We start from the raw sequence: 21,485 nt of genomic DNA, 5'->3' as shown, positions 1-21,485 counted from the left end.
CTCGATGGCATGGCGGTTTCCATGCAGCTCAGCGAGTTCCTGCGAGCCCGGCGCGCACGCACGCGGCCCGAGGACGTGGGCCTTCCCGAGCTGCCGGGCAGGCGGCGTGTGGCGGGCCTGCGACGCGAGGAGCTCTCGCAACTGGCGGGCGTCAGCGTCTCGTACTACACCCGCCTCGAACAGGGCCAGTCGGTCAACGCGTCCGAAGGCGTCCTGAACGCGCTCGCCACCGCCCTGCGGCTGGACGAGCACGAGCACGCACATCTGCGGCAGCTGGCCTCGCAGCGCCGGCGGCCCCGCAGGCGTCCTCCGACGGAACGCGTCGACCCCCTCACCCGTGATCTGCTGCGTTCGGTGGGCGACACCCCGGCGCTCGTCCTCGGCCGCCGCACCGACGTGCTGGCCTGGAACCCCCTGGCACACGCCCTGCTCGCCGGGCACCTCGACCCTGCCGCACCCGACCGTCCCGAGGACCGGCCCAATCTGTCCCGCATGCTGTTCCTCGACCCGCACACCAGAGACCTGTACGCGGACTGGGAACGCAAGGCGCAAGCGGTCGTGGGCAGCCTGCGGCAGGTCGCCGGACACCATCCCGAGGACGCGCTCCTGGCTTCACTGGTCGGGGAACTGACGATGGCATGCCCCGAGTTCGCAGCGCTGTGGAGCGACCACCGGGTCCGGCCGTGCGAAGCGGATTCCTACCGACTGCGTCATCCGCTGATCGGCGAGCTCACCGTCACCCAGCAGATTCTCGCACCCGCCCGCTCGCCCGAGCAGTCGCTCGTCCTCGTCACGACAGAGGAGAACTCCAGCTCACAGGACACACTCGTCCTTCTCCGCGGATACGCGTCCTGGCCCCCCGCTCGGTGAATGCCTGCCGGGCCGTCGCGGCCGTCGGGGCCATCGGGGACTGAAGGGCTGCTGCTAGGAGGCCTGGCTCAGGGCGGGATCCGTGCGCCAGACCCCGGCGAGTTCGGACAGCGGTACGCCGAGTACCTCGCTGAGCCGGACGATCGTGCCGAACGCGGGCGTCGGCAGCCGTCCGGTCTCGATCTTGCGAAGGGTCTCCGGCGAGATCTCTGCCGCCAAGGCCACTTCGACGGGACTGCGTCCGGCCCGGGCGGACCGCAGCGCGGCCCCGAGGCGTCGGCCCGCCTCGATCTGTTCGGGGGCGAGCGGATGACGAACCATACGCACATGCTAGGGGCGCGGGTGTCCGGCGGGCAACCACCCCACCCCTGGTATAAATATACCTGTCGGTCGCCCCGGAGAATCGAGGATCGCAGTGATCGAGCACAAGTCTGCCAAAGACATCGAGCGTATGCGTGTCACCGGCCAGTTCGTCGGCCAGGTGCTGGCTGAGCTCGGTGATCTCGCCGCGGTAGGGGTCAACCTGCTGGATCTGGAGCATCACGCCCGCCGCCGGATCAAGGAGCGCGGCGCGGAGTCCTGCTACTGGGACTACGAGCCCTCGTTCGGCAAGGGCCCGTTCCGTAACGTGGTGTGCCTCTCGGTCAATGACGCCGTACTGCACGGACTGCCGCACAGCTACAAGCTGCGCGACGGCGACCTGCTGACCATGGATATGGCGGTACGTGTCGACGGCTGGGCCGCGGACTCGGCCCACTCCGTCATCGTCGGCACCCCGGCCCAGGAGGACCTGCGGCTGATCGAGGCCACCGAGGTCGCCCTGGAAGCCGCGATCAAGGTCGCCCAGCCGGGCAACAGGCTCGGCGACATCTCGTCCGCCATCGGCACGGTCGCCGCCGAGTACGGGTACCCGGTCAACCTGGAGTTCGGCGGCCACGGTATCGGCCGCACGATGCACGAGGACCTGCACATCCCCAACGACGGGCGCCCCGGGCGCGGTTGGAAGCTGCGCCCCGGCCTGACGATCGCGATCGAGCCCTGGTTCGCCGCCGGCACCGACAAGATCGTCTTCGACCCGGACGGCTGGACGATCCGCTCAGCCGACGGCTCGCGCACCGCTCACTCCGAGCACACGGTCGCCATCACCGAGTCCGGCCCGCTCGTGCTCACCCGGCGCCCGCAGAGCGGCAAGGGCCTGGAAGACCACCGGTCATCGGCGACCGGACACTGACGAAAGCGCCCGACATCGTGGAATCGACTGGCGCGTGACCTCTCGCACCTGGTGTCGTAGGGCGTACGAGATGTCTTCGAGCTGGGGGCCGAGTTGCCGGGCGATGGATGTGTCTTCTGCGCGATCGCGCGGGGCCGGGAGCCGGCGAGCGTCGTCTTCGAGGACGAGTGGGTCATCGCGTTCATGGACCTCCAACCCGTGACTCCCGGGCACCTGCTTGTCGTTCCGAAGTCACACGCGGAAGGACTGGCGGACCTTCAGGACGACATCGGTATACGGCTCTGGGCGGTGGCGCACCGGCTCGGGCGCGCACTGCGGCTGTCCGGCCTGCGGTGCGAGGGGGTCAACCTCTTCCTGGCCGACGGCGAGGCGGCCTTCCAGGAGGTCTTCCACATCCATCTGCATGTGTTCCCCCGCTTCAAGGGGGATCCGTTCCGTATCGAGGCGGACTGGCAGGTCCACGAGCGCGGCGTGCTCGACGAAACGGCGAGCGCGGTTCGCGGAGGAATTGCCGCCCTCGACGCCCTTCCGCGCTGACGTGCTCAAGCTCCTGGGACGAGTGGGGGAGTGTCGCGGCCTGGTTTCGCCGGACTGCTTCGCCGTCGGGTGACGGCGGGCCATCGGCGTGTTGGCGGCCCGGGCGATCAGGTGGACCTCGTCCCGCTCGCACTTCGTCAAACGAACCCGTCCCTGCGGCAGGGCGCCCGACGAGCTGGTGCTGTGACCGGGAACGTTCATCCGGGGTGGGCGAGTCACACGCTGTGGCGGTCGAGAGGACATCGGTGAGTATGCGGGGCCTTCGCGTCCTGGTCCTACCCCGCCAGTCCCCGGAGCAGGCCCTCCAGATCCCGCTCGCCGTCGCGGGTCTGGGCGCCGTGGGCCAGCCCGCCACGGATCAGACGCTCGGCCGCGGGGCGAACGAACTGGCCCGCCCAGGCGTCGTGCTCCCGCAGGAGACCCTCGGCCAGGTCCTCGGGGACGATGGCGCGCTTGGCCGCCGCGATCACACCCTCGGGCAGGGCCGCGATGTTGCGGGCGAGGCGGTCGACGATGTCGTCGAGTTCGTCAGCGGGGACGGCCCGGTTGACCCAGCCGTAGCGCTCCGCGGTTTCGGCGTCGTACAGATCGGCACCCAGCACCGCCTCCAGAGCGCGATTGCGGCCGACCCGGCCGGCCAGGTACTGCGTGCCCCCTCCGCCAGGGACGATGCCCATGAGGGCTTCGATCTGGCCGATCCCGGCGCGGCCGATCGCCGCGAACGCCATGTCCGCGGCCGTGACGAACTCCGCCCCTCCTCCGCGCGCCGTTCCGGCAAGCTTGACGATGGTCACCTGGGGCTGGTGCCGGAGCAGTTCCCCCAGCGCCTGGAAGACGTTGACGCCGTCCGGAAGGCCGGTCGCGAGCTTGTCGAAGGCGTCCGGTGTGTCGATGAGCGTCATGTCGACGTGGGCTATGAAGAACTCCGGGTTGGCGCTGTCGAACACGATCACCCGAACCGAATCGTCGTCCCTCAACGTGGTCAGCAGGCGCCGGAGGTCGGCCATCAGCGCGACGTTCAGGACGTTGACCGGCGGGTTGTCGAGGGTGACACGGGCGATGCCGTCCTCGATGCTCACCCGCAGGGTCGCGTAGGCGTCGTGGTTCATGGAGATCTCCGATCGGTACCCGGTACGCATCTAGGTTCCTGATGCATACTTACCCTGCGATGGTGCGCGACCCGCGTCAATAACGCACTTTCGGCATCTCAAGGATCGCGAAGGATACCGACATGACCACTTCTGAGAACGGCGCCGACGCCGGCATCGACACCGTCTACCGGTCCGACTGCCCCAGCCGCCCGATCCTCGACCAGATCGCCGACAAGTGGTCGATGATGGTGATGGCGGTCCTTGAGAAGCCCACTCGGTTCAACGAGATCAAGCGCCGTCTCGAGGGCGTGACCCAGCGGGTCCTGACCCAGACCCTGCGCCGCCTGGAGCGCAACGGGATGGTCGTACGCCGCGTGCTGCCGACCTCGCCGGTCGGGGTCGAGTACTCCCTCACCCCGCTCGGCGAGTCCCTGCGGGAGCCGTTCGGCCGGTTGTACGACTGGACGGTCACCAACGCGGATGAGATCCGGGCGCACCAAGTCGACTACGACCAACGCGTTCAAAGCTGAGAAGGCGTGCCCGAGAACCTCATCGCCCTGAGCTGATTCGCACCGGGCACCGCCTCGCGTAGATGCCGGGAAGCGACCGACAACACGCCGCATCCGTCACTCATGGTGATGTCGGCGTCCGCGACTGGATCGCAAACCCAACGGGACCAATTCCTGTCACGTACGTCAAGGACTTCGTCGAAACCTGGCGTGACCTGGGGACATCGATATGCGTTAGATCGGGTGCGACCAGCACGGCGAACACACTCGGGGTGTATTCGCCGGCACTACCGTCCCTCGATTCGCTACTTTCCGTAACTGCCGACAGTCTTCGCTCCGACACCAGGGGCCACCCCCAGTCCACGAGAGGAACGCCCACGGTGTCAACGTACGGATCCGTCAGCCAGCAGGTGGCGGACTCCCACTTGAGCGAGCAGACCACCCGGCCCGAGGACGGGCCACGCCCGCACCGGTACACGCGCACGGTGCGTCTGGACGATCTGGACTGGCTGCGGCACGTCAACAACGCCCGCCTGCTGCAGATGGTGCAGGAAGCACACATCAGCATGTTCTATCTGGAGCGGGCCGAGCCCGGCGCGGAGATCCAGATCCGACATGTCTACGCCCGGCACGAACTCAACTATGTCGAGCCACTGCGCATGCAATCGGAACCCGTCACCATCGAGACCCGGGTGACGGAGATCGGCAGATCGACGATGGTCCTCGCCAGCCGAGTGCGGGACGCGGAGCGCACGTTCTGCAAGTGCACATCGACCCTGGTCTCCTACGACAACGACGCCAAGCGCTCTTGTCGCCTGCAGGAGGAGGAACTTGCCTTTCTCTCCCGTCACTTTCTCCCCACTGACGACTGTGCGTTCAGCGGACCGCGTCCACGTGCAGCACCAAGGTCACCCGCCTTCACCGTGACGACTGCGCACCGAGCTTGATCGTGTCGGGGCTCATATCCATGCCCTGGGTCCGCCGCTGTAGTTCGGAGTCGGCATCGCACCCACGCTGCACAGCGCTTCCGGATGCCTGGTGCGTTCGCCGACCTGATGGTGAGGCGGAAGGGGGCATGCTGGTCGCCCCGTCTTCGAGTACGAACCGGATGACCAGGCGGGCGTCGGTCTCACCGGGGCCGACGAGTTCGGTGCCGAGAGCGGTTGGCTGCTCTGCGGCGGGTACTGCTTGCCTCCTGACCTCGCTGTCGGTGGCCGGTGCGAGGATCCCCGGACGACCACACGAGGAGAGATATGGGCACCTGGGACATCGGCCCCTTCGACAACGACACCGCTGCCGACTTCGGGGGTGACCTGGACGAGGCAGCAGTGGAAGAACGCGAATCCATGGTCCGCAGAGTCCTCAAACGCGCTGCCGACCCTGCGGACTTCCTGGACGTCTCCGACGGTGAGCGAGCAGTCGCCGCGGCGGCCCTGGTTGTCGCACAGCACCCTGACGGCGAGCCGGCATGTTCGAACTATGGCCCATCGAAGCCGCTGCCGGAGTTGCCCGCAAACCTTCGAACGCTCGCCGTCGATGCTCTGGACCAAGTGGTCGCGGATCTATCCGAGCTCGCCGAGCTGTGGGGCGAAGCTGCGAACGGATCGAATTGGCTCCAGTGTCAAGGGACGGTTCGATCTCCCCGCTGGCGGACAGTTGACATCCCCGCTGTTGGACATCAGAGATCCCCAGGTGGACAGTGTTTGTCCCCACTGAGTTGGGTCAGTTCAGGGGAACGACACCGCGTCCGGTGGTGGCCTCGTTGAGGCGGTGGCTGTCACCTTGGGTGACGACGACGTGAGAGTGGTGCAGGAGCCGGTCGACGGTCGCGGTTGCGAGGGTCTTGGGCATGATCTCGTCGAAGCCGGCCGGGTGAAGGTTGCTGCTGACGGCCAGACTGCGGCGTTCATAGGCGGCATCGACCAGGCGGTAGAAGCCTTCCGCGGCATCCGGAGAGATCGGCAGGAGGCCGATATCATCCACGATGATCAAGTCAGTGCGGGTGATGCGGGCGACGGCTTTCGCCACGGAGTCGTCGACTCGGTGACGTCGGACCAGGGCTCCGAGGTCTTCGATGGTGAACCATGTGAGGGTCATCCCGGCATCGACGGCGGCTTGTCCGAGGGCTTCGCAGAAGTGCGATTTTCCGGTCCCCGACGGGCCGACGACGCAGAGGTTCTCCCGGCGGCCGACCCACTCCAGGGTCCGCAGCGCCGACTGGGTGGGGATCGGGATGGAGGAGGCGTCCTCGTTCCAGATGTGGAAGGTCTTGCCGGTGGGGAATGCCGCGCGTTGGCGGCGGGTGCGCAGGTTGGAGGCATCGCGCCCGGCGGCTTCCTCCGCGAGCAGGGCCCGGACGACTTCGGCGGGGTCCCATCGCTGGCTTTTGCGACCGGGATGATCTCGGCCAAGGCCCGGCGGATGTGCGGGAGTTTCAGCTTGCGGGTCAGCGCGACCGCCTCGTCGAACGCGGCGCCGGAGGTTGCTGCGACGGCTGTGGCGGGAGCCTGCATCCTCGGTCTGGGCGCGATCAGGGTGTTGGGTGCTTCAGTCACGTCAGGCTGCACTTTCTGTGCGGGTAGGAAGATCCGGCTAGGGTGCCGGAATGGTGTTGGAGAAGGTGGACGCCGCGGTGTTGGCCGAGCGGGAACGGGTAGCGACCAGGGCCAGGAGCGAGCTGGCTGCTGCGGGTCTGCCGGTCGTAGTTCCGGGACTGGACAAGATCGTCTCCTCGGGGGTGGAGGTGAGCGTCTGCGCGTTCGACGACTGCTCCGGCGTGAAGGTGACCTGGTGGTGTAGCCCCAGGTTGTGGTGGAGCGCCAAGCAGGCCGTCGACTTCGAGCGGCCCGATATGCCCCTGATTCAGCACCACCGGACAGTGGTCGAGGCGATGACACCGGCGATCAGAACCATCCTGGTCTCGGCGGGGTTCGAGGTCTTCGACTCGCAGAGCAACCGTGCGCCGCGATCCATCGACTTGCTGTCAGCTCCGGAGGCCGAGGTCCCGCCGGTGTGGTGGCTTCGCGACGACGAGTTGGACGGTTGAGGCCCGCCCGTCACGGGGACCCGAAGCCTGACCAGGCGGAGGTGCCCGGTTGCAGGCTGTGTGCCTCGCCTGCCCGGGTCGGCTCGGCGTCGTCGTGCTCAACCTGGTGGGCCAGGATCGCCATCAGGTCACCGTCGGCGAACCGCTCGACGGTCGCCGCGGTGCCCAACGCCCGGTCGACCGCGTCGATGCCGTGCAGCTTGGCAAGTGCGACCGCGTCGACCTACGCCACCGCAAGGCGGACCAGCACGCGACTACGACGAAGCCTTCCTGGACTGGATCATCTGGTAGTACCTCGCGACGGTGGAGTTGGCCAACCGGCTGATCGCGTCGCGGCCCCGGGCCGACACAGCCGGACACGGCTGCTCGGCGTCCAGCGCCTGGTTTCGCGACAGCACCGGCATCCCGCCGCTGCCTCCGCGCAGTCGAGGGCTTGCCCGGCGCCCCACCGCCCGGGCCTGCGGACGCCGGTCGCGGATTTCACACCCGTCTTCTCCGTCAGGCGGCGGGCTGGCGCGGTACCGGTGATTCGGGTTTGGCGATCAGTGAGGTCGGCGATCCGTGAGTGCCTTGCGGGCCGTCTTTGTACGGACTGCTCGGTAGTAGAGCGGTTTCACGAATGAATAGCGCCATGGGAGTGCCTCCGTGAAGCCGTCGACCTGGCGGAACTGCTCCCTGGCCGCCCTGTACCGGCCCTGCCGGTGGAGGAAGTACGCGAGCAGGTGCCGTACTTCCGGAAGTCTCGGGTGGTCCGGGGCGGCGAGTGCTGCGTCGGCGAGCGCTGTGTCGACCAGTTCACGCACCTGCGGGCTGCTGAATCCGGCCTCGCCCAGCTCGTCCGCATGGTTCTCGTACCAGGCGATCACCGGCAGCACGGCCAGCAGACTGCCGGGCGGCGCACCGGCGGCCGCTTTCTCGGCGAACTCCCGTGCGAGTTGCTTCGAGCCTCGCCATTTCGCGGTCCAGTACTGAAGGGCACTGCTGTGTGCTTCGAAGTGATGCGGCGCCCGGGCCGTGATCTCGGACCACAACGCGTGCATCTCCCGGTTGGGATAGCCCAGTCCGAGCGCCGTCCAGATTTCCGCGACGAACGGGGTGGGATCTTCAGGGCGGAGTGCCGAGGCCCGCCCGATGTCGTCCCGCGAGGCCAGCAACTCCCGGTGGAATCCGTCGAACCGCCGCCGTGACGTGTGCTGCCCAAGCCCTTTGCCGCGCAGCTTCCACGCGTACAGGACCCTGGTGCGCGCCGCCACGAGTGCGCAGTCCGGGTCTCCGGGGCGGGCTTCCTGCCATGCCTTCAGCCAACGGTCGTTCCTCCTGGCGGCGAGGTATCCCAACCGCTGGGCGTACAGGGATCGGCGCTCCCAGTCCTGGCCGGCGTCCTCGAAGAGCCGGGCAGCGGGCTCCCAGCGCCCCCGCGCCGCAGCCCTGCACGCGCGCTGCAACGCGGCATCGGGGCCGGCGAGGTCGGAGTTCTGCCATCGCAGCGGCAGCAGACCGTACCCGAGCCAGTACCAGAGCAACAGCAGGCAGGCGGTGACAAGGAGTGCCATGGTTGGGCGAATCCCCCCAGGAAAGGCGTCGCGACGCACAGAGTGGGGGTGACGCCAGTATTCCAGGTATGAGGACGGGCAAGGGGAGACTATCGTCGTCTCGTGAGAGGGATTGGCAAGAGCCGGCCGGATGAGGCGTTGAGATCTGTGGTGAAGGCCGACGAAGGGCGGGCGTGGGTGTCGCCGGGGCTTGCGGCCGCGCTGGGGGCGTTCGTGGAAGGGGCGGACGATCTGGTCACCGATGCCGGCATCGTCGTGTACTCGGCCGGAAGCCGCGTCGAGCGCAACGTCACCTACGAGGTCGCCGACTATGCGCCGGAGTTCGTGCTCGTCGGTGACGACAGCGGTGGCCGTGGCTTCCTCGTGCGGGCCGATGACCCTGATTCCGGTGTGTTCTCCTCGGACCTGGGTGATCTGGATCCCGCGGAGTTCGAGATCGAGGCAGCCGACCTCGTGTCCTGGATCGGAATGGTCCGCGACGACCAGAGATCCTGAGCCGCGCGGGACTGACATCAGATGTCATCTCATGCCGGAAAGCCGCAACGTCACCCTGTGACCAACATCGATGTGGATCGTCGGGTGGACGTGGGGGATCTTCCCAACCGGTTCCCGGCGTTCTGACGCCGGGGCCAAGGCGGTTGGCGAGCCTTCGCGTGTCATAGGGATGCGCCTTCGCGATGTTCTTCGGTGAGGTTGGGCGGGCGGGCAATCGTCGGGTTGACGCCGCCCGAGTTGGTCGCTCGCCTGGGATCAGAGCGTGGTCCTTGCACCGCGCAACTTCGAACGCGTCCGCTTTCGAACCTCGCGCCGTCTGGCCAGTGTCGAGTGGGGCCGATGGTTCCCCGAGCGGACGGGCTATGCCGAGTACGCTCGTCGGCACGTCCACTGCTTGACGTGGGCCGGATCGAGGAACTGCGGTCGGCGGCCCTCACCGGTACGGCGCCGGCTCGCGCACGGCTGGCGGAGCTCTACGCAGCGCAGGGCTGTATCGAGGAGTTGCGGGCACTCGCTGCTGCCGGGCCCCTGCTGGCCCGCGCGCTGGTCGGGCTGGGGCGCGTCGATGAGGGAGTCGCCGTGATGGAGGAGTGCGTCGATGCCAACGAGGAATACGCCCACGACTTTCTGATCGATCTACTGGTGGAGCAGGGGGCGTGCCGATCAGGCGCTGGCCGTTCTGGAGGCCAGGCCGCACAACCCGTACGAACTGATTTCCACGGCCCCTATGAAGGTGGCCCGGCTTCTGGACGAACAGGGCCGCGCCGAGGACGCGATCAGAATCCTGCGGACCTGCGGGCCCGCGCCGCGACAACTTGCCGCGCTGCTGGCGGGGCAGGGCCGTACCGACGAGGCCGTCCGGGTCATCGACCGCGCCATGGACGATGCCAAGCAGTCATCCGTCGTGGAGGAGTTGGCCGAGGTCCAGGCCGACCTGCTCATCGAGCACCGTCGGATCGATGAGCTGCGCACCCGCGCCGAAACGGGCCGCGGGACCGGTTGAGCGCGTGGTGAGTGTCTGTTCCCGAGGGCTCTTCTTCCTGGACGGCACCGACCGCGTGATCCGAGAGAGGCAGGCCTTCCCTTCGTCCTGGGCAACCTGGAGGGTGGGACCGAGGTGTGCACACGCTCAGCGACTGCCTGGACGGTCCGCCGCTTGGACCTCCGGTCCAACGTGCCGTCGGTGAGCTGGGCTTGCCGTTGATGGTCCGGCGCAGAACGCAACTCGAACCTCGTCGGCCGCTACGCCTTCACCGCCCCGCACCCGGAAGACCGAAGCGAGCTGGACAACGAGCGCTGAAAGGGGAGTTGGACCAGCCGCTGGGCAGTGGCGCACCTGTACAGATCGACATGTCGCGGGGCTTCACCATCACCAGGACGACACGAGCGTGACGGGCTCATCACGCGGACTGTTGCCGGAGAGCGGTCCCCTCTTCCGATTCGGCACAACTTGATCCCTGCCGAGGCTCGGCGGTACCGCCCCTCGCTTACAGACAGAGGATTGCGCTGGGCACCGGGCGACTGTTCGGTCGAGGAGATCCCTGACGTGCTCCTGGGAGAGGGTGGGGGCGTGAATTCCCCGCTTCGCGAGGGCGGTTGCCCCTCATTCGTCATCCGTTTGCGCGGTGAGCAGGTCAATGCCGCACAAGGCGGCGAGTTCCTTGGCCACCGAGGTGAGTGGGCCGTGTAGTTCCGCCAGGGCGGCGCGCATGTCGGCGGATCTTTCCCACTGTCGTTCGTGTTCGACGTGGCTGGCATTCGACGGGCGGGTGGCTTCGTATTCCTGGAGAGCGGGATGCCAGGTCGCCAGGAAGGGGCGTAGGTGCCCGTTGGCGAGACTTGCGGCGATACCCGGGAGTGTGAGAGGTCCCGCGGTTTCCTTGGCCATGCGGTGGAGCACGTCGCGTGTGGTGGCGAAGAGTGAATACAGCGAGCTGAGGGCTTCCCGCAACGATCCTTGGTCTGCCTTGAGCGTCTGCACTCCTACTCGGGTGACGAGTTCGATCTGGAGATCGAACGCCGCGGCGCGCTCGACGGTGCCTGGGGGCGCGGGTGGGGAGGCCACTGCCTGCATCGTTGGCGCGGTCACCGGCCGGGAGGCTGTGGAGGCGTGTGTGGGCACGGGGGTCCGAACCGGAAGCACCGGTGTCAGGGTGTGCAGCAGTATGCGCCGGAGATCTTCCTGCCTGGCTGTGTCGGTGTCGTGGCGGCGTACGGCTCGGGCCAGGAGGGGGTGGATGGTCCAGGTCTGCTGCTGCGACTGGTCCGGGCGCAGGGCGCCGGAGCCGAGCAATGTCTCGATCGCTTCTGGGACGAGGGAGGTTACCTCCCAGGGGTCGTACGGGCTGACGGTGGAGAGGACGTCCTCCAGCGTGGCCTGTAGCAGTGGTTCCGGGCTGGCCGTGGCGAGCAGCCGAAGGATGTCGTCGGCGGGGAGGTGGCCCGACAAGGGGCGGGACAGGAAGCCCGTCAAAGGTGCGTTGGGACCGGGTTTCCCTGTGCTGGTGCGAGGGCGCCGGCTTGTCAGGACATCGGTTGCGGGGACGTGGAACTGGTTGCGCAGGCTGATGAAGTCGCTGTGCTCCGCGAGCTCCGCGAGAAGGCCCAGGGACTGCGGATGGCCGTCGACATCGTGAACGAGCGCTGTGGCGGCGGCGCGCTCCAGATCGTCCTGGGGCAGGCGGCGAGCTGTGAGCAGACGAAAACCGTCGGCGTCATCCAGCGGCGGGATGTCGATGGATTCGGCGAACGAGGTGTAGCGCAGGGACCGGGAGGTGATCAGCGTGGCGCTGAGCAGGTGTGGCCCACGCAGGAGGTGCAGTTGATCGTCGGACAGGCCGTCGGGCACGCCGTCCACCACCCAGAGGCAGTGGGTGCCACGTTCCCCCAGGGCGACCGCGAGATGGCTCAGCAGGCCGGGAAGAGTCGAGAGAGGCGGCTTCAGCCCGAGGGCGGAGATCACTGTGGAGATCTGCTCCGTGTAGGAGGCCATGACCTCGGAAGGCTGGGACTCCGCACAGTGGTGCAGATCGAACCAGAAGATTCCGCCCGGGTAGGCGGAGCTGAAGTGCAGGGCGTACTCCTGGGCAAGGAGCGTTTTGCCGATGCCTGGCATTCCGCGCAGTTGTGCCGCCCGTCCTGCGCCGGCCTGGGCGACCAGCGGAGCACGGTGGCGGTGGAGCGCGGAGTGGACGCGCCACTGCTCGGCGAGACGACCGGTGAAGCGGGCCGAGCCGGTACGGGCGGGTGCGGGCAGCCACGGGACGAATGGTGCGTGGGCCAGATCTCCCATAGGGGTGGTGATGGCGTTGACATGGGCGGCGACGCGTTCAGCGAGCCGGCTGACGGCCTTCGGCCTGGAAGGCCAAGGCCAGTGCCGGGCGTCTCGGAGTTCCATGGGGTGTACGTGATCGGCGGAGGGCTCAGGATTGATCACCAAGGTGCGGCGGCGTGGGTCGCCTTCATGCTGCCCGGCGAGGTAGGCATAGGTCAGTTCCCACTGACAAGCGCGCCGCTGCGGGTAGTCGGCCGAATACAGGGCGAGCAGGATCTTGGATCTGGACAGGGCCTCGGTGATCGTCGCGGTGATGGACGTGAAGTCGTCGACGGCTGTGTCGTCGACGAAGACGCGCAGCCCGAGGCCCTGCAGCGCGGGCACCAGGACATCGATCTTCTGCGAGTCCGAGCGGCTGTAACTGACGAATACATCCCACTCGGCCTGGGAGAGGCCAGGAGCCTCCATCAACGCACCTTCCCTGAACCGTCAGAAGACCGGCACTCGACATCCGGGATCAACCCCGAAAACAGCCGGGGGGGGGGTAGGTAGACCGGTCGCGCGACAGGACGCGCGCCGCTGGGTGTCCTAGGCAGGGAGATCATCACCGAACCATCATGCGACACAGTCCGGACTCGACCGAGCTACCGGTCCGGGTGTTCCGCTGTCGATGCGTCCGGGGCCGGACGCTGACCGGGGATCGCGGAAGCCTGATACACCGACCGGGCAGAGCGGCTCAGATGGCCTTCCGGATCGGGGATACCGGCGATCTCGCCCAACCCGACGACGTACGGCCGCAGTCTTTCCTGCAGCGCGCGGAGTTCCGCGCGGAACGCGCCGTTGTCGGCCCACGCCGCCTCGTCCTCATCCGGGTGTGCGTCCTCGAAGGCTTTCAGCCGCGGGTGCCACGCGGCGAGGAAGGGCGCGAGTTCGACATTGAGGATGTCCAGGGCCAACTCGTACACGGAATTGCCTCGTGCCGGAGGGAGCGGGGCAGAGTCGGATTCCAGCGGCTCGCGATAGAGATCGAACAGAGTCTTGAGGGACGTCAGCGCCTCACGGAGATTTCCGGCATTGTCGTCCAGCGGGCGCGTAGCCACGCGGGTCGCCGCCTGGAAGAACATCTGCTGAGCGGCCTGCCGCATGTCGGTCTTGGTCTTGAACGACATTTCGCTGCCCATCACGACAAGACGAACGTCAGTGAGCTGAGCGGACTTGCGGTACAGCTCGGCGCCCAGGACCAGTGCGACTCCGATGAGGCAACCCACCACGATCGACAGCCGCTGACCGCCCGTTTGACTGATCGAGTAGGCCGCGATGCCCACGACACCACCCACGATCCCGGCAAACAGACCACGCACCACCATCCGCGTAACCTGTGCCGCACTTCGCCCCCGCCTCGTCACCAAGACCCCTCACTACGCCAGCCTGTGATCCGCACCGAACTGACCATGCTCACACGGGAGACGGGGCCATGTCAGCCCACTTGAGATGGGAAGGTCATCTTTCCGTTGGGGGCGGGTACCCACTGGCCCTGGGGACGGCAGGTTCGGGGAGGGCAGGTTCGGGGAGGGCGAGGAACCGCTGGCAGCGGGTGACGTCACCTGCCGGGGGATCGAGGGCTGCCGGCGGGCCATGACCTGCATCCAGGGGCTCTCCGACACTGGATGCCGTCGCGGGCTTTCATGGCCCGGAGCCCTCCCTATACGCAGATTCCTCCGTCGCACAGCTGGTCGGGCGGGCAGTCGTGGTCGCCCAGACACATGCCCCTGTCGGGGTAATGCCGGGCGGCCGCGGGATGCGTCGCGGCCATGTACGCGCCCTGGGCGCTGTGCGCCTCGACGAATTGGGTCCACTCCTGATCGTCATGACGCCGGTCGCGTTCGGCCTTCATGCGCGTGCCCCTTTCGATACGGCGTCGGTCCGTCGCGGTCGTGGTGTGAGCGTGACGGACCGGATCAGGTCGCTGTCGATAATGGCGTCGATGGTCCGCCGCTGGTCCTGGGTGATCAGTCGGCTCATGGCCTCCGCCGCGGCGGCGCCGTCCCCTGTGATGACGGCGTCGGCCAACGGGCGGTGCGGCAGAGGCTCGTCGTTCGCGGCCCGGACGACGGTGTCGAGCAGGTGGTATCTCTCGGTTCGCAGCAGGACGTCCCGCAGAGCGCGGTCGAACTCGGCGTTGCCCGTCAGTAGGGCGATGCGCCGGTGGAAGCGATAGTGGCCGGTGACCAGGTCCTGTGCGGACGCCGTGCCCTGCTCCTCCAGGTCGCAGTGCGCCAGCAACGCCGCAGCCGCGTCCTCGGGATGGGGGGCCCGGCGGGCGGCCGCTGCCGCGGCCTGCGGTTCCAGAGCCAGACGTACGGCGAACAGGTCGCGCAGTTCGTTGAGGGTCATCGCCTTGACGCGGTATCCCGACCGGGGCAGGGTGTCGACCCACCCGGAGTGGGAGAGCACGATGAGTGCCTCACGGACCGGTGCGCGGCCGACTCCCAGCTCGTCGGCGAGCGCGGCCTCGGAGAAGGTGCGATCCTGTGCCAGATCGGCGGAGATGATCCGGCGCCGGATCTCGCTGATGGTACGGCCACGCAGCGAACCGGACTCCTCCGCCAGCTCTTCCTGACTCGGCGTCACGACTCGCGTCGAACTCGAACTCGCGCTCGCACTCGGACCTGGACTCGAACCTCGGCCTGCGGCCATTACAGCGCACTCCACCTCTCGTTGACGACCGTCCCGCCGAGCGCCGTACGCAACCCGGCAAGCTGCTCGTCGGACACTTCGCCGTCTCCGCGTCCCTTGATCTCCAGGATCCGCAGCCAGGTGAAGTCGGTCAGTGCCTTCACCGCTTCCGCGGTCACAGAGTCGCAAGCGAAGCTGAGATTCTGGAGGCCGTCAAGCCGGGACAGTTCGGCCACGGTCCGTTCGGTCACGGCCACCGGACCTGTGAGGAGAAGGCTGTCGACGTCACCGGGCCGCAGTGCCACAAAGGCCTCCGCGCCGAGCGTGCCACCGCCCTCGGCCACCTCACGGACGGAGACCCCTACGCTCCAGCCGGCGGGGACCTCGACTGCGCCTCCCGTGGTGATCCTGGTCGCGTCCAGGCCACTTCTGCCGGGCGGTGTGAGTTCGAGGTCGAACGGAAGGGGACCCTCGGGCAAGTCCAGTGTGCGGGCCGGGTGTGGTTTCAGTACGGGATGGGCCGTCGTCGGCGGGCCCGGCAGAGCTTCGGCCACGGCCAGGGCGGGCAGCAGGAGTTCGGCGAAGGTCTCCGCGTCCTGCACACCGGTGCTGCGCCACACCGGGTGGCCGTCCCGAAGAATGACGAGAGTCGGCATGTAGTTGATCGAGAATCGCTGCATCAAGGGGGTCTCGGTGTCGGCGTCGACAGCCAGTACGGCGATGTCGGGCCGCTCGTCCGCCAGGTTCCCCAGCAGCGGCTTGATCACCTTGCAGGGAGGACACCATGAAGCGGTGAAGTCCAGAAGTGTGATGCCCGTGGAGGTGGCGGGGTCCCGATCGAAGTTCTCGTCGGTGATGGTACGGGCGGATCCCAGCACAAGGGTGGTGTCGGCGCCGGCGTCCAGCCTGGCGACGGCGGCTGTGGGCGCCGCACCGCGCAGTTCCGGGAGAGACCACTCACCGGTGACGACCGCGTGCGGTACGGCGTGTGCGGGGGTACCGGGCAGGACGATCTGTTGGAGTCGCGGCAACAGCCGGATGGCTTCGAGCGTGTCCGTGGCGACGTCTTCCCCCTTGGAGTTGAGGAAGAGATACGTCAGCTGGTTCAGCGCGGGTATCTCCATGAGATCCGTGCCGCGGACGTCGCGGTGGGTGACCAGAAGGTAGTCGATGCTGTCCGGTTCGAACTCGCGCAGTACACGCATGTCCAGCGGCGGGTCCTGCCGGTAGTCCGCCCGCAGTTGGACCTCGACGATGTGGCCTTCGGGGACCTCTGCCGTGGCGCCCGGTTCCAGGGTGAGACGGTCCGACGCCCGGTGGACCGGATCCCTTAGCTGGACAGTCGCCGTCGCGCCCAGGACGCCGGGCACGCGTACGGTCCGCCTCGGCCGGTGCGGGGCCGGAGCCGGACTCGTATCGTCCAGCGGGTCCAGTTCGTCCACGGCGTCGAGCAACGACAGCAGCAGGCGGGCGAGTTGCGCGGAGTCGGCGTCCCGCGCCCCCGGACGCTGCCAGACGCGGTTGCCTCGGTGCAGGAGGACCAAGGTGGGGAAGCCGAGGACCTGGTACCGGTACGCCGGCTCGGGATGGTCGTCGGCGTCCACCGACACCACCCGCACCCTGTCCGGGTGTTCGGCGGCGAACTTGTCCAGATGTGCGGCCAACTGCCGGCAGGGTCCGCACCACGGTGTGGTGAACCACACCAGTACGTTGATGTCGGGTCCTCCGGCGATCCGATCCAGTTCCTCGCCTGTGACCCGCTGGATGTGTGGTGTGGGGGGAGGGGCGTCGGTCTCGGTCTCGGTCATGTGCGGCTTCTGTCCTCGTCCGTATACGTGTGATGGTGTGCGGGTGCGGATCGCTCTCGCGGGGTCAGCCTGTGGCGGTCGGCAGGTTCTCACCGACGTACTGATACGACTTGAGCTTCGCGGAGAAGGTGGCGCGGCGTACCGCCGTCACCCCGTCGGGCCGGTCGGTGGTGGGATGCGCGGCGAAGGTGGTGATGCTGTCGAACCCGTTCGCCCGGGACGCGCCCACGGCGACGGCCTGCGCGTTGACGTGCTTGCTGCCGCTCTTCGCCAGCGATGACTTGAGGAAGTCCAACTGCTCGCAGAAGGTCAGGAGCCGGGGCAGAATCCGGTCTCCCGACACGTCGACGTGTGCCTTCTGCGCGATGTCCACGCACTTCTTCGCACCCGGCTTACCCGTTGCCAGATCCTTCTGCTGCTGCACCGGGATCCCGGTGAACGCGTACGCCCAGCCGTAGTTCGTGATCCGCTCGAGGACGGCCTCCGGCACCGAGAACCTGCTCATGAGTATCTCCACGGGCAGGGCGGCACCGAACGCGGCGATCTTCGGCAGATACTTCTGCGAGGCGAACTGTGGCAGCGCGGAGGTCAGCGCGCTCGTGGCGGACTCCCCGGGGGCGACGACGAGACGGTCGTAACCGCCTTGCTTCATCTTCAGGACGAGCGCCAGCGGATCGGGCTTGGTCGAGCTGAGGGTCAGCACGGTGGCATCGGGCGCCCCGGCCGCCGAAAGGTCTTCGGCCACCTGCTTGTTGAACGTGGCGCCGTCGCCGTCACCCGCGAGTACGGCGACCTTGCGCGCTCCGGTGAAGAATCCGGACGACTTCAGCTGCTGGGCAAGCGTTCTGCTGCTTCGCTCGCGCGTGATGGAGCCGGGGGCGAAGGTGTAAGGCGCGTCCTTGAAGGTGGCGGCGGGCACCGGGGCCGATCCCCCCTGTACCTCCACGACGCCCTGCCGGTTCAGGCAACTGCCCAGGCCTCCCGTGTCGTTCGACTCCAGTACGGCGAAGTAGTCGCCCGACTCGTAGGAGGCGCACGTGGCCGCCGTCTGCTGGCTGTTCGTCGCGGTCTCCGACACCTGGACCGGCGGCTGGTTCACCAGCTTGATGCTGCGCCCGGCGATGCCTCCCTCGGCGTTGTACGCCTTCACGACCGCCTCGTACACCGGAACCATGGTCGGATTGTTCTTGGTGTTGAAGTAGTAGTCGGTCAGCGTGATCTCCGACGCCGTCACCCCGGGTCCGTCCTGAGCCGGAATGGTGAGCGTCTTCGCCGAGGATGCCGGCTTGCCCCCGGCGTCCGTCCCGGTCGTCGAACAGGCGGTGAGGGCGAACGTGCCGGCGACCGCCACGGACACGACACGAACTGCACGGGGCACGGACACGGCACAACTCCTTCGAGCGGCGGGGAACTTCCGACGAGCAGCGAACACCAGACCTTCCGAGGGTGTCAATAACAGAACGCCGAACTGACATGTCAGCTCTGTTAATTAACGAATCAGATTGATTGACTGCTGACGGGGAATGAATCAGCATGGCGGCCATGCTGACCGCTGGACACCGACCGATCGCCCGGCTGATCGCCCCTCGCCGCGGGCAACGGCCCATCGTGGAGGCGCCATTCGCGCGCCGGCGCCTCGCCCTGGTCGCCGCCACGACCCTGCTCGCCCTGTCGACCACGACCGGCTGCGGTCGGATCGGTGACCTGAGGTTCACGCAGGACCACCGGCTCGACATCGTCAGCCCGGCGAACCTTGCGACGGTTTCCCTGCCCGTCACGGTCCGCTGGCGGGTCAAGGACTTCACACCGGAGCCGCCCGGCCGACCCGTTCGGGCCGACACCGGTCACTTCGCCGTGTTCGTCGACCGGTACCCGGTCCCGCCCGGCGCGTCGCTCAAGGAGGTCGTCGGGCAGCCTTCCTGCGAGGCGGATCCGCGCTGCCCCAGCTCCGACCTGCTCGCGCTGCAGTACAACGTGTACGTCACGGACCGCACCGAGGTGCGGCTCCCCTCGGTGCCGGCCGGGGCTCTCAACTCCGACGCCCACTATGCGACGGTCGTGCTCATCGACGGCTCCGGCCATCGAATCGGCGATTCCTTCTGGAACGTGTCCTTCTCCGTAAGCGCCTCGGGGAGCGGGAGTTGACGACCCGGGCGGACGACCGCGAACCGCTCACGGATACCCCCGCCACCTACCTGGAGGACGTCGAGCGGCGTACCGTAGCGCTGCGTCAGCGCGGCCGTGAGATCAGCGGCACCGGGGGAGTGGCCGACAAGAGGCCCTTCCTGCGGCTGCTCCGCGAGCAAGGTCTCTCGCTCTACCCCATGCTCGCTGTCTTCGCACTGAGCGTGAGTCAGGTCATGCACGCCCAGGCGTGGACCGTCATGACCCCCGACCTCGCCCGCGCCTTCGGCCTGTCGCCCCTGTTCTTCAACGTCATCGCCCTGCTCAGCCAGGTGCTCAGCTTCGTGGTGCCGCTGGCGGTGGCGCGCTTCGTCCAGCACAAGCCCCGCCGCGCGATGGTCATGCTGCTGGCGGCGCTCGTGTTCAGCCTCGCCACCCCGGTCACCGGGCTTGTGGTGGCCTCGTGGATGCTGGTGATCCTGCAGATCACCGACGACGCCACGACCATGGCGAGCGGTACGGTCAGCGGGGCGCTCATCATCGATCTCTATCCACCGCAGGTACGGGTACGGGTCGTCGCCGTCCTCACCTCGGCCGGAATCGTGGCCGGGATCGTGGCCCAGGGTGTCGTCACCTTGCTGACCGGCCCGCTCGAACTCAACTGGCGCGGCGTGTTCCTCGCCCTCGGCGTGGTGTCGATCATGTGCTGCGCGCTCTCCCTCGGACTCCGCGATCCGGGATACGGCCGGTACGACACGGAAGAACTCCGCAACGTCGTCCGCCGGGAGACGAGCGTCGGCGCACCGACGGACGCCGCCCCGTCCGACCGCGCCTCCGTGGAGCCCCCGAAGCTCACCATGCCGGAAGCGGTCCGGCGTATCTGGATGATCAAGTCGATGCGCGTCATGCTCGTCGGGGGAGTGGTGGGCTCGCTCAGTGGTCCGGTCGCCACCTACCTGGCCTTCTACTATGCCGACCGGTTCAACCTGAACGCCTCGCAGCGCTCCTCGATGTACCTGGTGTCCGGACTCGTGGCGGTGGCCTCCTACTTCGTCCTGGCGCCGGTCGCCGACCGGATCTACCAGAAGAGCCCGGCCCGGATGTTCTACCTCGCGGGCGCGGTCGGCATCATCGGAATCCCGCTCCAGGCCGCCCAGGTGTACGCCACGACCGTGCCGATGCTGCTCGCTCTCCAGATCGCGGGCGCCGCGACCGCGGGCCTGTTCGGCCCGGCCATGGCGGTCGGCACCATGTCGATCGTGCCCGCGCCGCTGCGCCCCCATGTCGGCGCCGTGACCGGGCTGTTCGCCCTGGGCGGCGCCGCCATGGCGACGGCGGTGCTCGGCACTGCGGCCGCGGGGCTCGGTATCGCGGGCGCGGTGGTGATCACCTCGCTGTTCTCCCTCGCCGCCACCGTGATCGGCATGATCGCCGGCCGGACGGTACGCCAGGACCTGGACTCGATGATCGACGAGGTGGTCGAGGAAGAGGTCATCACGCAGTTGCACGCCGCGGGCCGCGCGATACCCATGATCGCGCTGCGGGGCGTGGAGTTCTCGTACGGCCACACGCAGGTCCTCTTCGGCGCGGACTTCTCCGTGGAACACGGTGAGATGGTCGCGCTGCTGGGGGTGAACGGCGCGGGAAAGTCGACACTCCTGCGTGTGCTGTCCGGGCTGAGCATCCCCCAGCGCGGCTCGGTCCGCTTCGAGGGCCGCGACATCACCTACCTGGACGCGAACCGGCGAGTGGCCCTGGGGATCACCCAAGTGCCCGGTGGGCGAGCCGTGTTCGGTGACCTCACGGTGCTGGAGAACCTCCGTTGCTACGGCTACCAGGTCAGGAACCGAAGCGAGCTGGAGAGCCGGATGGACGAAGCGCTGGACGCGTTCCCCCGGCTCGCCGAGCGGCGCCATCTTCCGGCCGGGCTGCTCTCCGGCGGGGAGCAGCAGATGCTCGGTCTGGCCAAGTCGTTCATCATGCGGCCCAAACTGCTGGTCATCGACGAACTCAGCCTCGGCCTCGCACCTGCTGTAGTCGGGCAGTTGCTGGACATGGTCCGGCTGGTCAACGCGACCGGCACCTCGGTCGTACTCGTCGAACAGTCGGTCAACGTCGCGCTGTCGGTGACCGAGCACGCGTACTTCATGGAACAGGGGCAGATCATGTTCGACGGGCCCAGCGCCGAACTACTGGCACAGAAAGACCTGCTCCGGTCGGTGTTCCTGTCCGGTGCGGCCACCCGGGAGCGCGAATGAGCCCGCGAATGAG

General features: G+C 67.8%; 20 protein-coding genes and 2 pseudogenes. 11 read left to right on the top strand and 11 right to left on the bottom strand.

Annotated features, from left to right (window positions below; translation table 11 throughout):
- Positions 1-9 precede the first annotated feature (9 nt).
- Positions 10-870 carry a helix-turn-helix transcriptional regulator gene (locus ACFT9I_RS16700; protein ID WP_382564845.1) on the top strand — a complete coding sequence of 287 codons (861 nt, stop codon included), beginning with the start codon at positions 10-12 and terminating at the stop codon, positions 868-870.
- 54 nt (positions 871-924) lie between these two features.
- On the opposite strand, the gene ACFT9I_RS16695 is transcribed toward ACFT9I_RS16700, so the two are convergent.
- Positions 925-1,191 carry a helix-turn-helix domain-containing protein gene (locus ACFT9I_RS16695; protein ID WP_382564843.1) on the bottom strand — a complete coding sequence of 89 codons (267 nt, stop codon included), beginning with the start codon at positions 1,189-1,191 and terminating at the stop codon, positions 925-927.
- 94 nt (positions 1,192-1,285) lie between these two features.
- Between ACFT9I_RS16695 and map the strand changes: the two genes are divergently transcribed.
- Together map and ACFT9I_RS16685 are read left to right on the top strand one after the other, a co-directional pair.
- Positions 1,286-2,101 (top strand): type I methionyl aminopeptidase, encoded by an 816-nt coding sequence (gene map, locus ACFT9I_RS16690; RefSeq protein WP_382564841.1) that lies wholly within the window; start codon positions 1,286-1,288, stop codon positions 2,099-2,101.
- Between the two features lie 93 nt (positions 2,102-2,194).
- Positions 2,195-2,638 carry an HIT family protein gene (locus tag ACFT9I_RS16685; protein WP_382564840.1) on the top strand — a complete coding sequence of 148 codons (444 nt, stop codon included), beginning with the start codon at positions 2,195-2,197 and terminating at the stop codon, positions 2,636-2,638.
- A gap of 275 nt (positions 2,639-2,913) precedes the next feature.
- Here ACFT9I_RS16685 and ACFT9I_RS16680 read toward each other — a convergent pair whose 3' ends face one another.
- A complete protein-coding gene (locus ACFT9I_RS16680; RefSeq protein ID WP_382564958.1) occupies positions 2,914-3,747 on the bottom strand; it encodes an enoyl-CoA hydratase/isomerase family protein in 834 nt (277 codons plus the stop codon).
- Positions 3,748-3,869: 122 nt separating this feature from the next.
- On the opposite strand from ACFT9I_RS16680, the gene ACFT9I_RS16675 reads away from it, so the two are divergent.
- The 3 genes from ACFT9I_RS16675 to ACFT9I_RS16665 all read left to right on the top strand — a co-directional run bounded on the left by ACFT9I_RS16675 (position 3,870) and on the right by ACFT9I_RS16665 (position 6,004).
- Positions 3,870-4,259, top strand: coding sequence for a winged helix-turn-helix transcriptional regulator (locus ACFT9I_RS16675; protein ID WP_382564838.1), 390 nt, complete (start codon positions 3,870-3,872; stop codon positions 4,257-4,259).
- A 404-nt stretch (positions 4,260-4,663) separates the two neighbouring features.
- On the top strand, positions 4,664-5,185 hold the full coding sequence (locus ACFT9I_RS16670) for an acyl-CoA thioesterase (RefSeq protein ID WP_382564836.1): 522 nt from the start codon (positions 4,664-4,666) through the stop codon (positions 5,183-5,185).
- A 306-nt stretch (positions 5,186-5,491) separates the two neighbouring features.
- Entirely contained in the window at positions 5,492-6,004 is a 513-nt protein-coding gene (locus ACFT9I_RS16665; RefSeq protein ID WP_382564834.1) for a DUF4259 domain-containing protein, read from the top strand.
- On the opposite strand, the pseudogene istB reads toward ACFT9I_RS16665, so the two are convergent.
- A pseudogene (istB, locus tag ACFT9I_RS16660) lies at positions 5,961-6,751 on the bottom strand (IS21-like element helper ATPase IstB). The gene ACFT9I_RS16665 and the pseudogene istB overlap by 44 nt on opposite strands.
- Positions 6,752-6,843: 92 nt before the next feature.
- Here istB and ACFT9I_RS16655 point away from each other — a divergent pair.
- Positions 6,844-7,284 (top strand): hypothetical protein, encoded by a 441-nt coding sequence (locus ACFT9I_RS16655; protein WP_382564832.1) that lies wholly within the window; start codon positions 6,844-6,846, stop codon positions 7,282-7,284.
- 10 nt (positions 7,285-7,294) lie between these two features.
- On the opposite strand, the pseudogene ACFT9I_RS16650 reads toward ACFT9I_RS16655, so the two are convergent.
- A pseudogene (locus ACFT9I_RS16650) lies at positions 7,295-7,504 on the bottom strand (IS21 family transposase); the annotation flags it as partial.
- A 322-nt stretch (positions 7,505-7,826) separates the two neighbouring features.
- Positions 7,827-8,837, bottom strand: a complete 1,011-nt coding sequence (locus tag ACFT9I_RS16645) for a hypothetical protein (protein ID WP_382564830.1) — start codon at positions 8,835-8,837, stop codon at positions 7,827-7,829.
- Positions 8,838-8,939: 102 nt separating this feature from the next.
- Here ACFT9I_RS16645 and ACFT9I_RS16640 point away from each other — a divergent pair, with 102 nt between their 5' ends.
- The gene (locus ACFT9I_RS16640) at positions 8,940-9,332 is read left to right on the top strand and encodes a hypothetical protein (RefSeq protein WP_382564829.1); all 393 of its coding nucleotides are present in this window, start codon (positions 8,940-8,942) and stop codon (positions 9,330-9,332) included.
- A gap of 733 nt (positions 9,333-10,065) precedes the next feature.
- Entirely contained in the window at positions 10,066-10,335 is a 270-nt protein-coding gene (locus tag ACFT9I_RS16635) for a hypothetical protein (RefSeq protein WP_382564827.1), read from the top strand.
- 600 nt (positions 10,336-10,935) lie between these two features.
- Here ACFT9I_RS16635 and ACFT9I_RS16630 read toward each other — a convergent pair.
- The 6 genes from ACFT9I_RS16630 to ACFT9I_RS16605 all read right to left on the bottom strand — a co-directional run bounded on the left by ACFT9I_RS16630 (position 10,936) and on the right by ACFT9I_RS16605 (position 18,474).
- A complete protein-coding gene (locus tag ACFT9I_RS16630) occupies positions 10,936-13,074 on the bottom strand; it encodes a TIR domain-containing protein (RefSeq protein ID WP_382564826.1) in 2,139 nt (712 codons plus the stop codon).
- Between the two features lie 176 nt (positions 13,075-13,250).
- Positions 13,251-13,973, bottom strand: coding sequence for a hypothetical protein (locus ACFT9I_RS16625; protein WP_382564824.1), 723 nt, complete (start codon positions 13,971-13,973; stop codon positions 13,251-13,253).
- 335 nt (positions 13,974-14,308) lie between these two features.
- Complete coding sequence (locus ACFT9I_RS16620) at positions 14,309-14,500, bottom strand: hypothetical protein (protein ID WP_382564823.1); 192 nt, start codon at positions 14,498-14,500, stop codon at positions 14,309-14,311.
- Positions 14,497-15,237, bottom strand: coding sequence for a GntR family transcriptional regulator (locus tag ACFT9I_RS16615; RefSeq protein ID WP_382564821.1), 741 nt, complete (start codon positions 15,235-15,237; stop codon positions 14,497-14,499). Before ACFT9I_RS16615 ends, ACFT9I_RS16620 begins: the two co-directional genes overlap by 4 nt.
- 65 nt (positions 15,238-15,302) lie before the next feature.
- A complete protein-coding gene (locus tag ACFT9I_RS16610; protein ID WP_382564819.1) occupies positions 15,303-17,090 on the bottom strand; it encodes a thioredoxin family protein in 1,788 nt (595 codons plus the stop codon).
- 64 nt (positions 17,091-17,154) lie between these two features.
- Positions 17,155-18,474, bottom strand: a complete 1,320-nt coding sequence (locus tag ACFT9I_RS16605; protein WP_382564817.1) for an ABC transporter substrate-binding protein — start codon at positions 18,472-18,474, stop codon at positions 17,155-17,157.
- Positions 18,475-18,632: 158 nt separating this feature from the next.
- Here ACFT9I_RS16605 and ACFT9I_RS16600 point away from each other — a divergent pair, with 158 nt between their 5' ends.
- Together ACFT9I_RS16600 and ACFT9I_RS16595 are read left to right on the top strand one after the other, a co-directional pair.
- Positions 18,633-19,235, top strand: a complete 603-nt coding sequence (locus tag ACFT9I_RS16600) for a hypothetical protein (protein ID WP_382564816.1) — start codon at positions 18,633-18,635, stop codon at positions 19,233-19,235.
- The gene (locus ACFT9I_RS16595; RefSeq protein ID WP_382564814.1) at positions 19,232-21,472 is read left to right on the top strand and encodes an MFS transporter; all 2,241 of its coding nucleotides are present in this window, start codon (positions 19,232-19,234) and stop codon (positions 21,470-21,472) included. Before ACFT9I_RS16600 ends, ACFT9I_RS16595 begins: the two co-directional genes overlap by 4 nt.
- The last annotated feature ends 13 nt before the right edge of the window (positions 21,473-21,485 follow it).

The sequence above is a fragment of the Streptomyces sp. NPDC057137 genome (assembly GCF_042670825.1).
In the GTDB taxonomy this organism is placed as follows: Bacteria; Actinomycetota; Actinomycetes; order Streptomycetales; family Streptomycetaceae; genus Streptomyces.
This window is presented reverse-complemented; position numbering and strand designations above follow the sequence as displayed.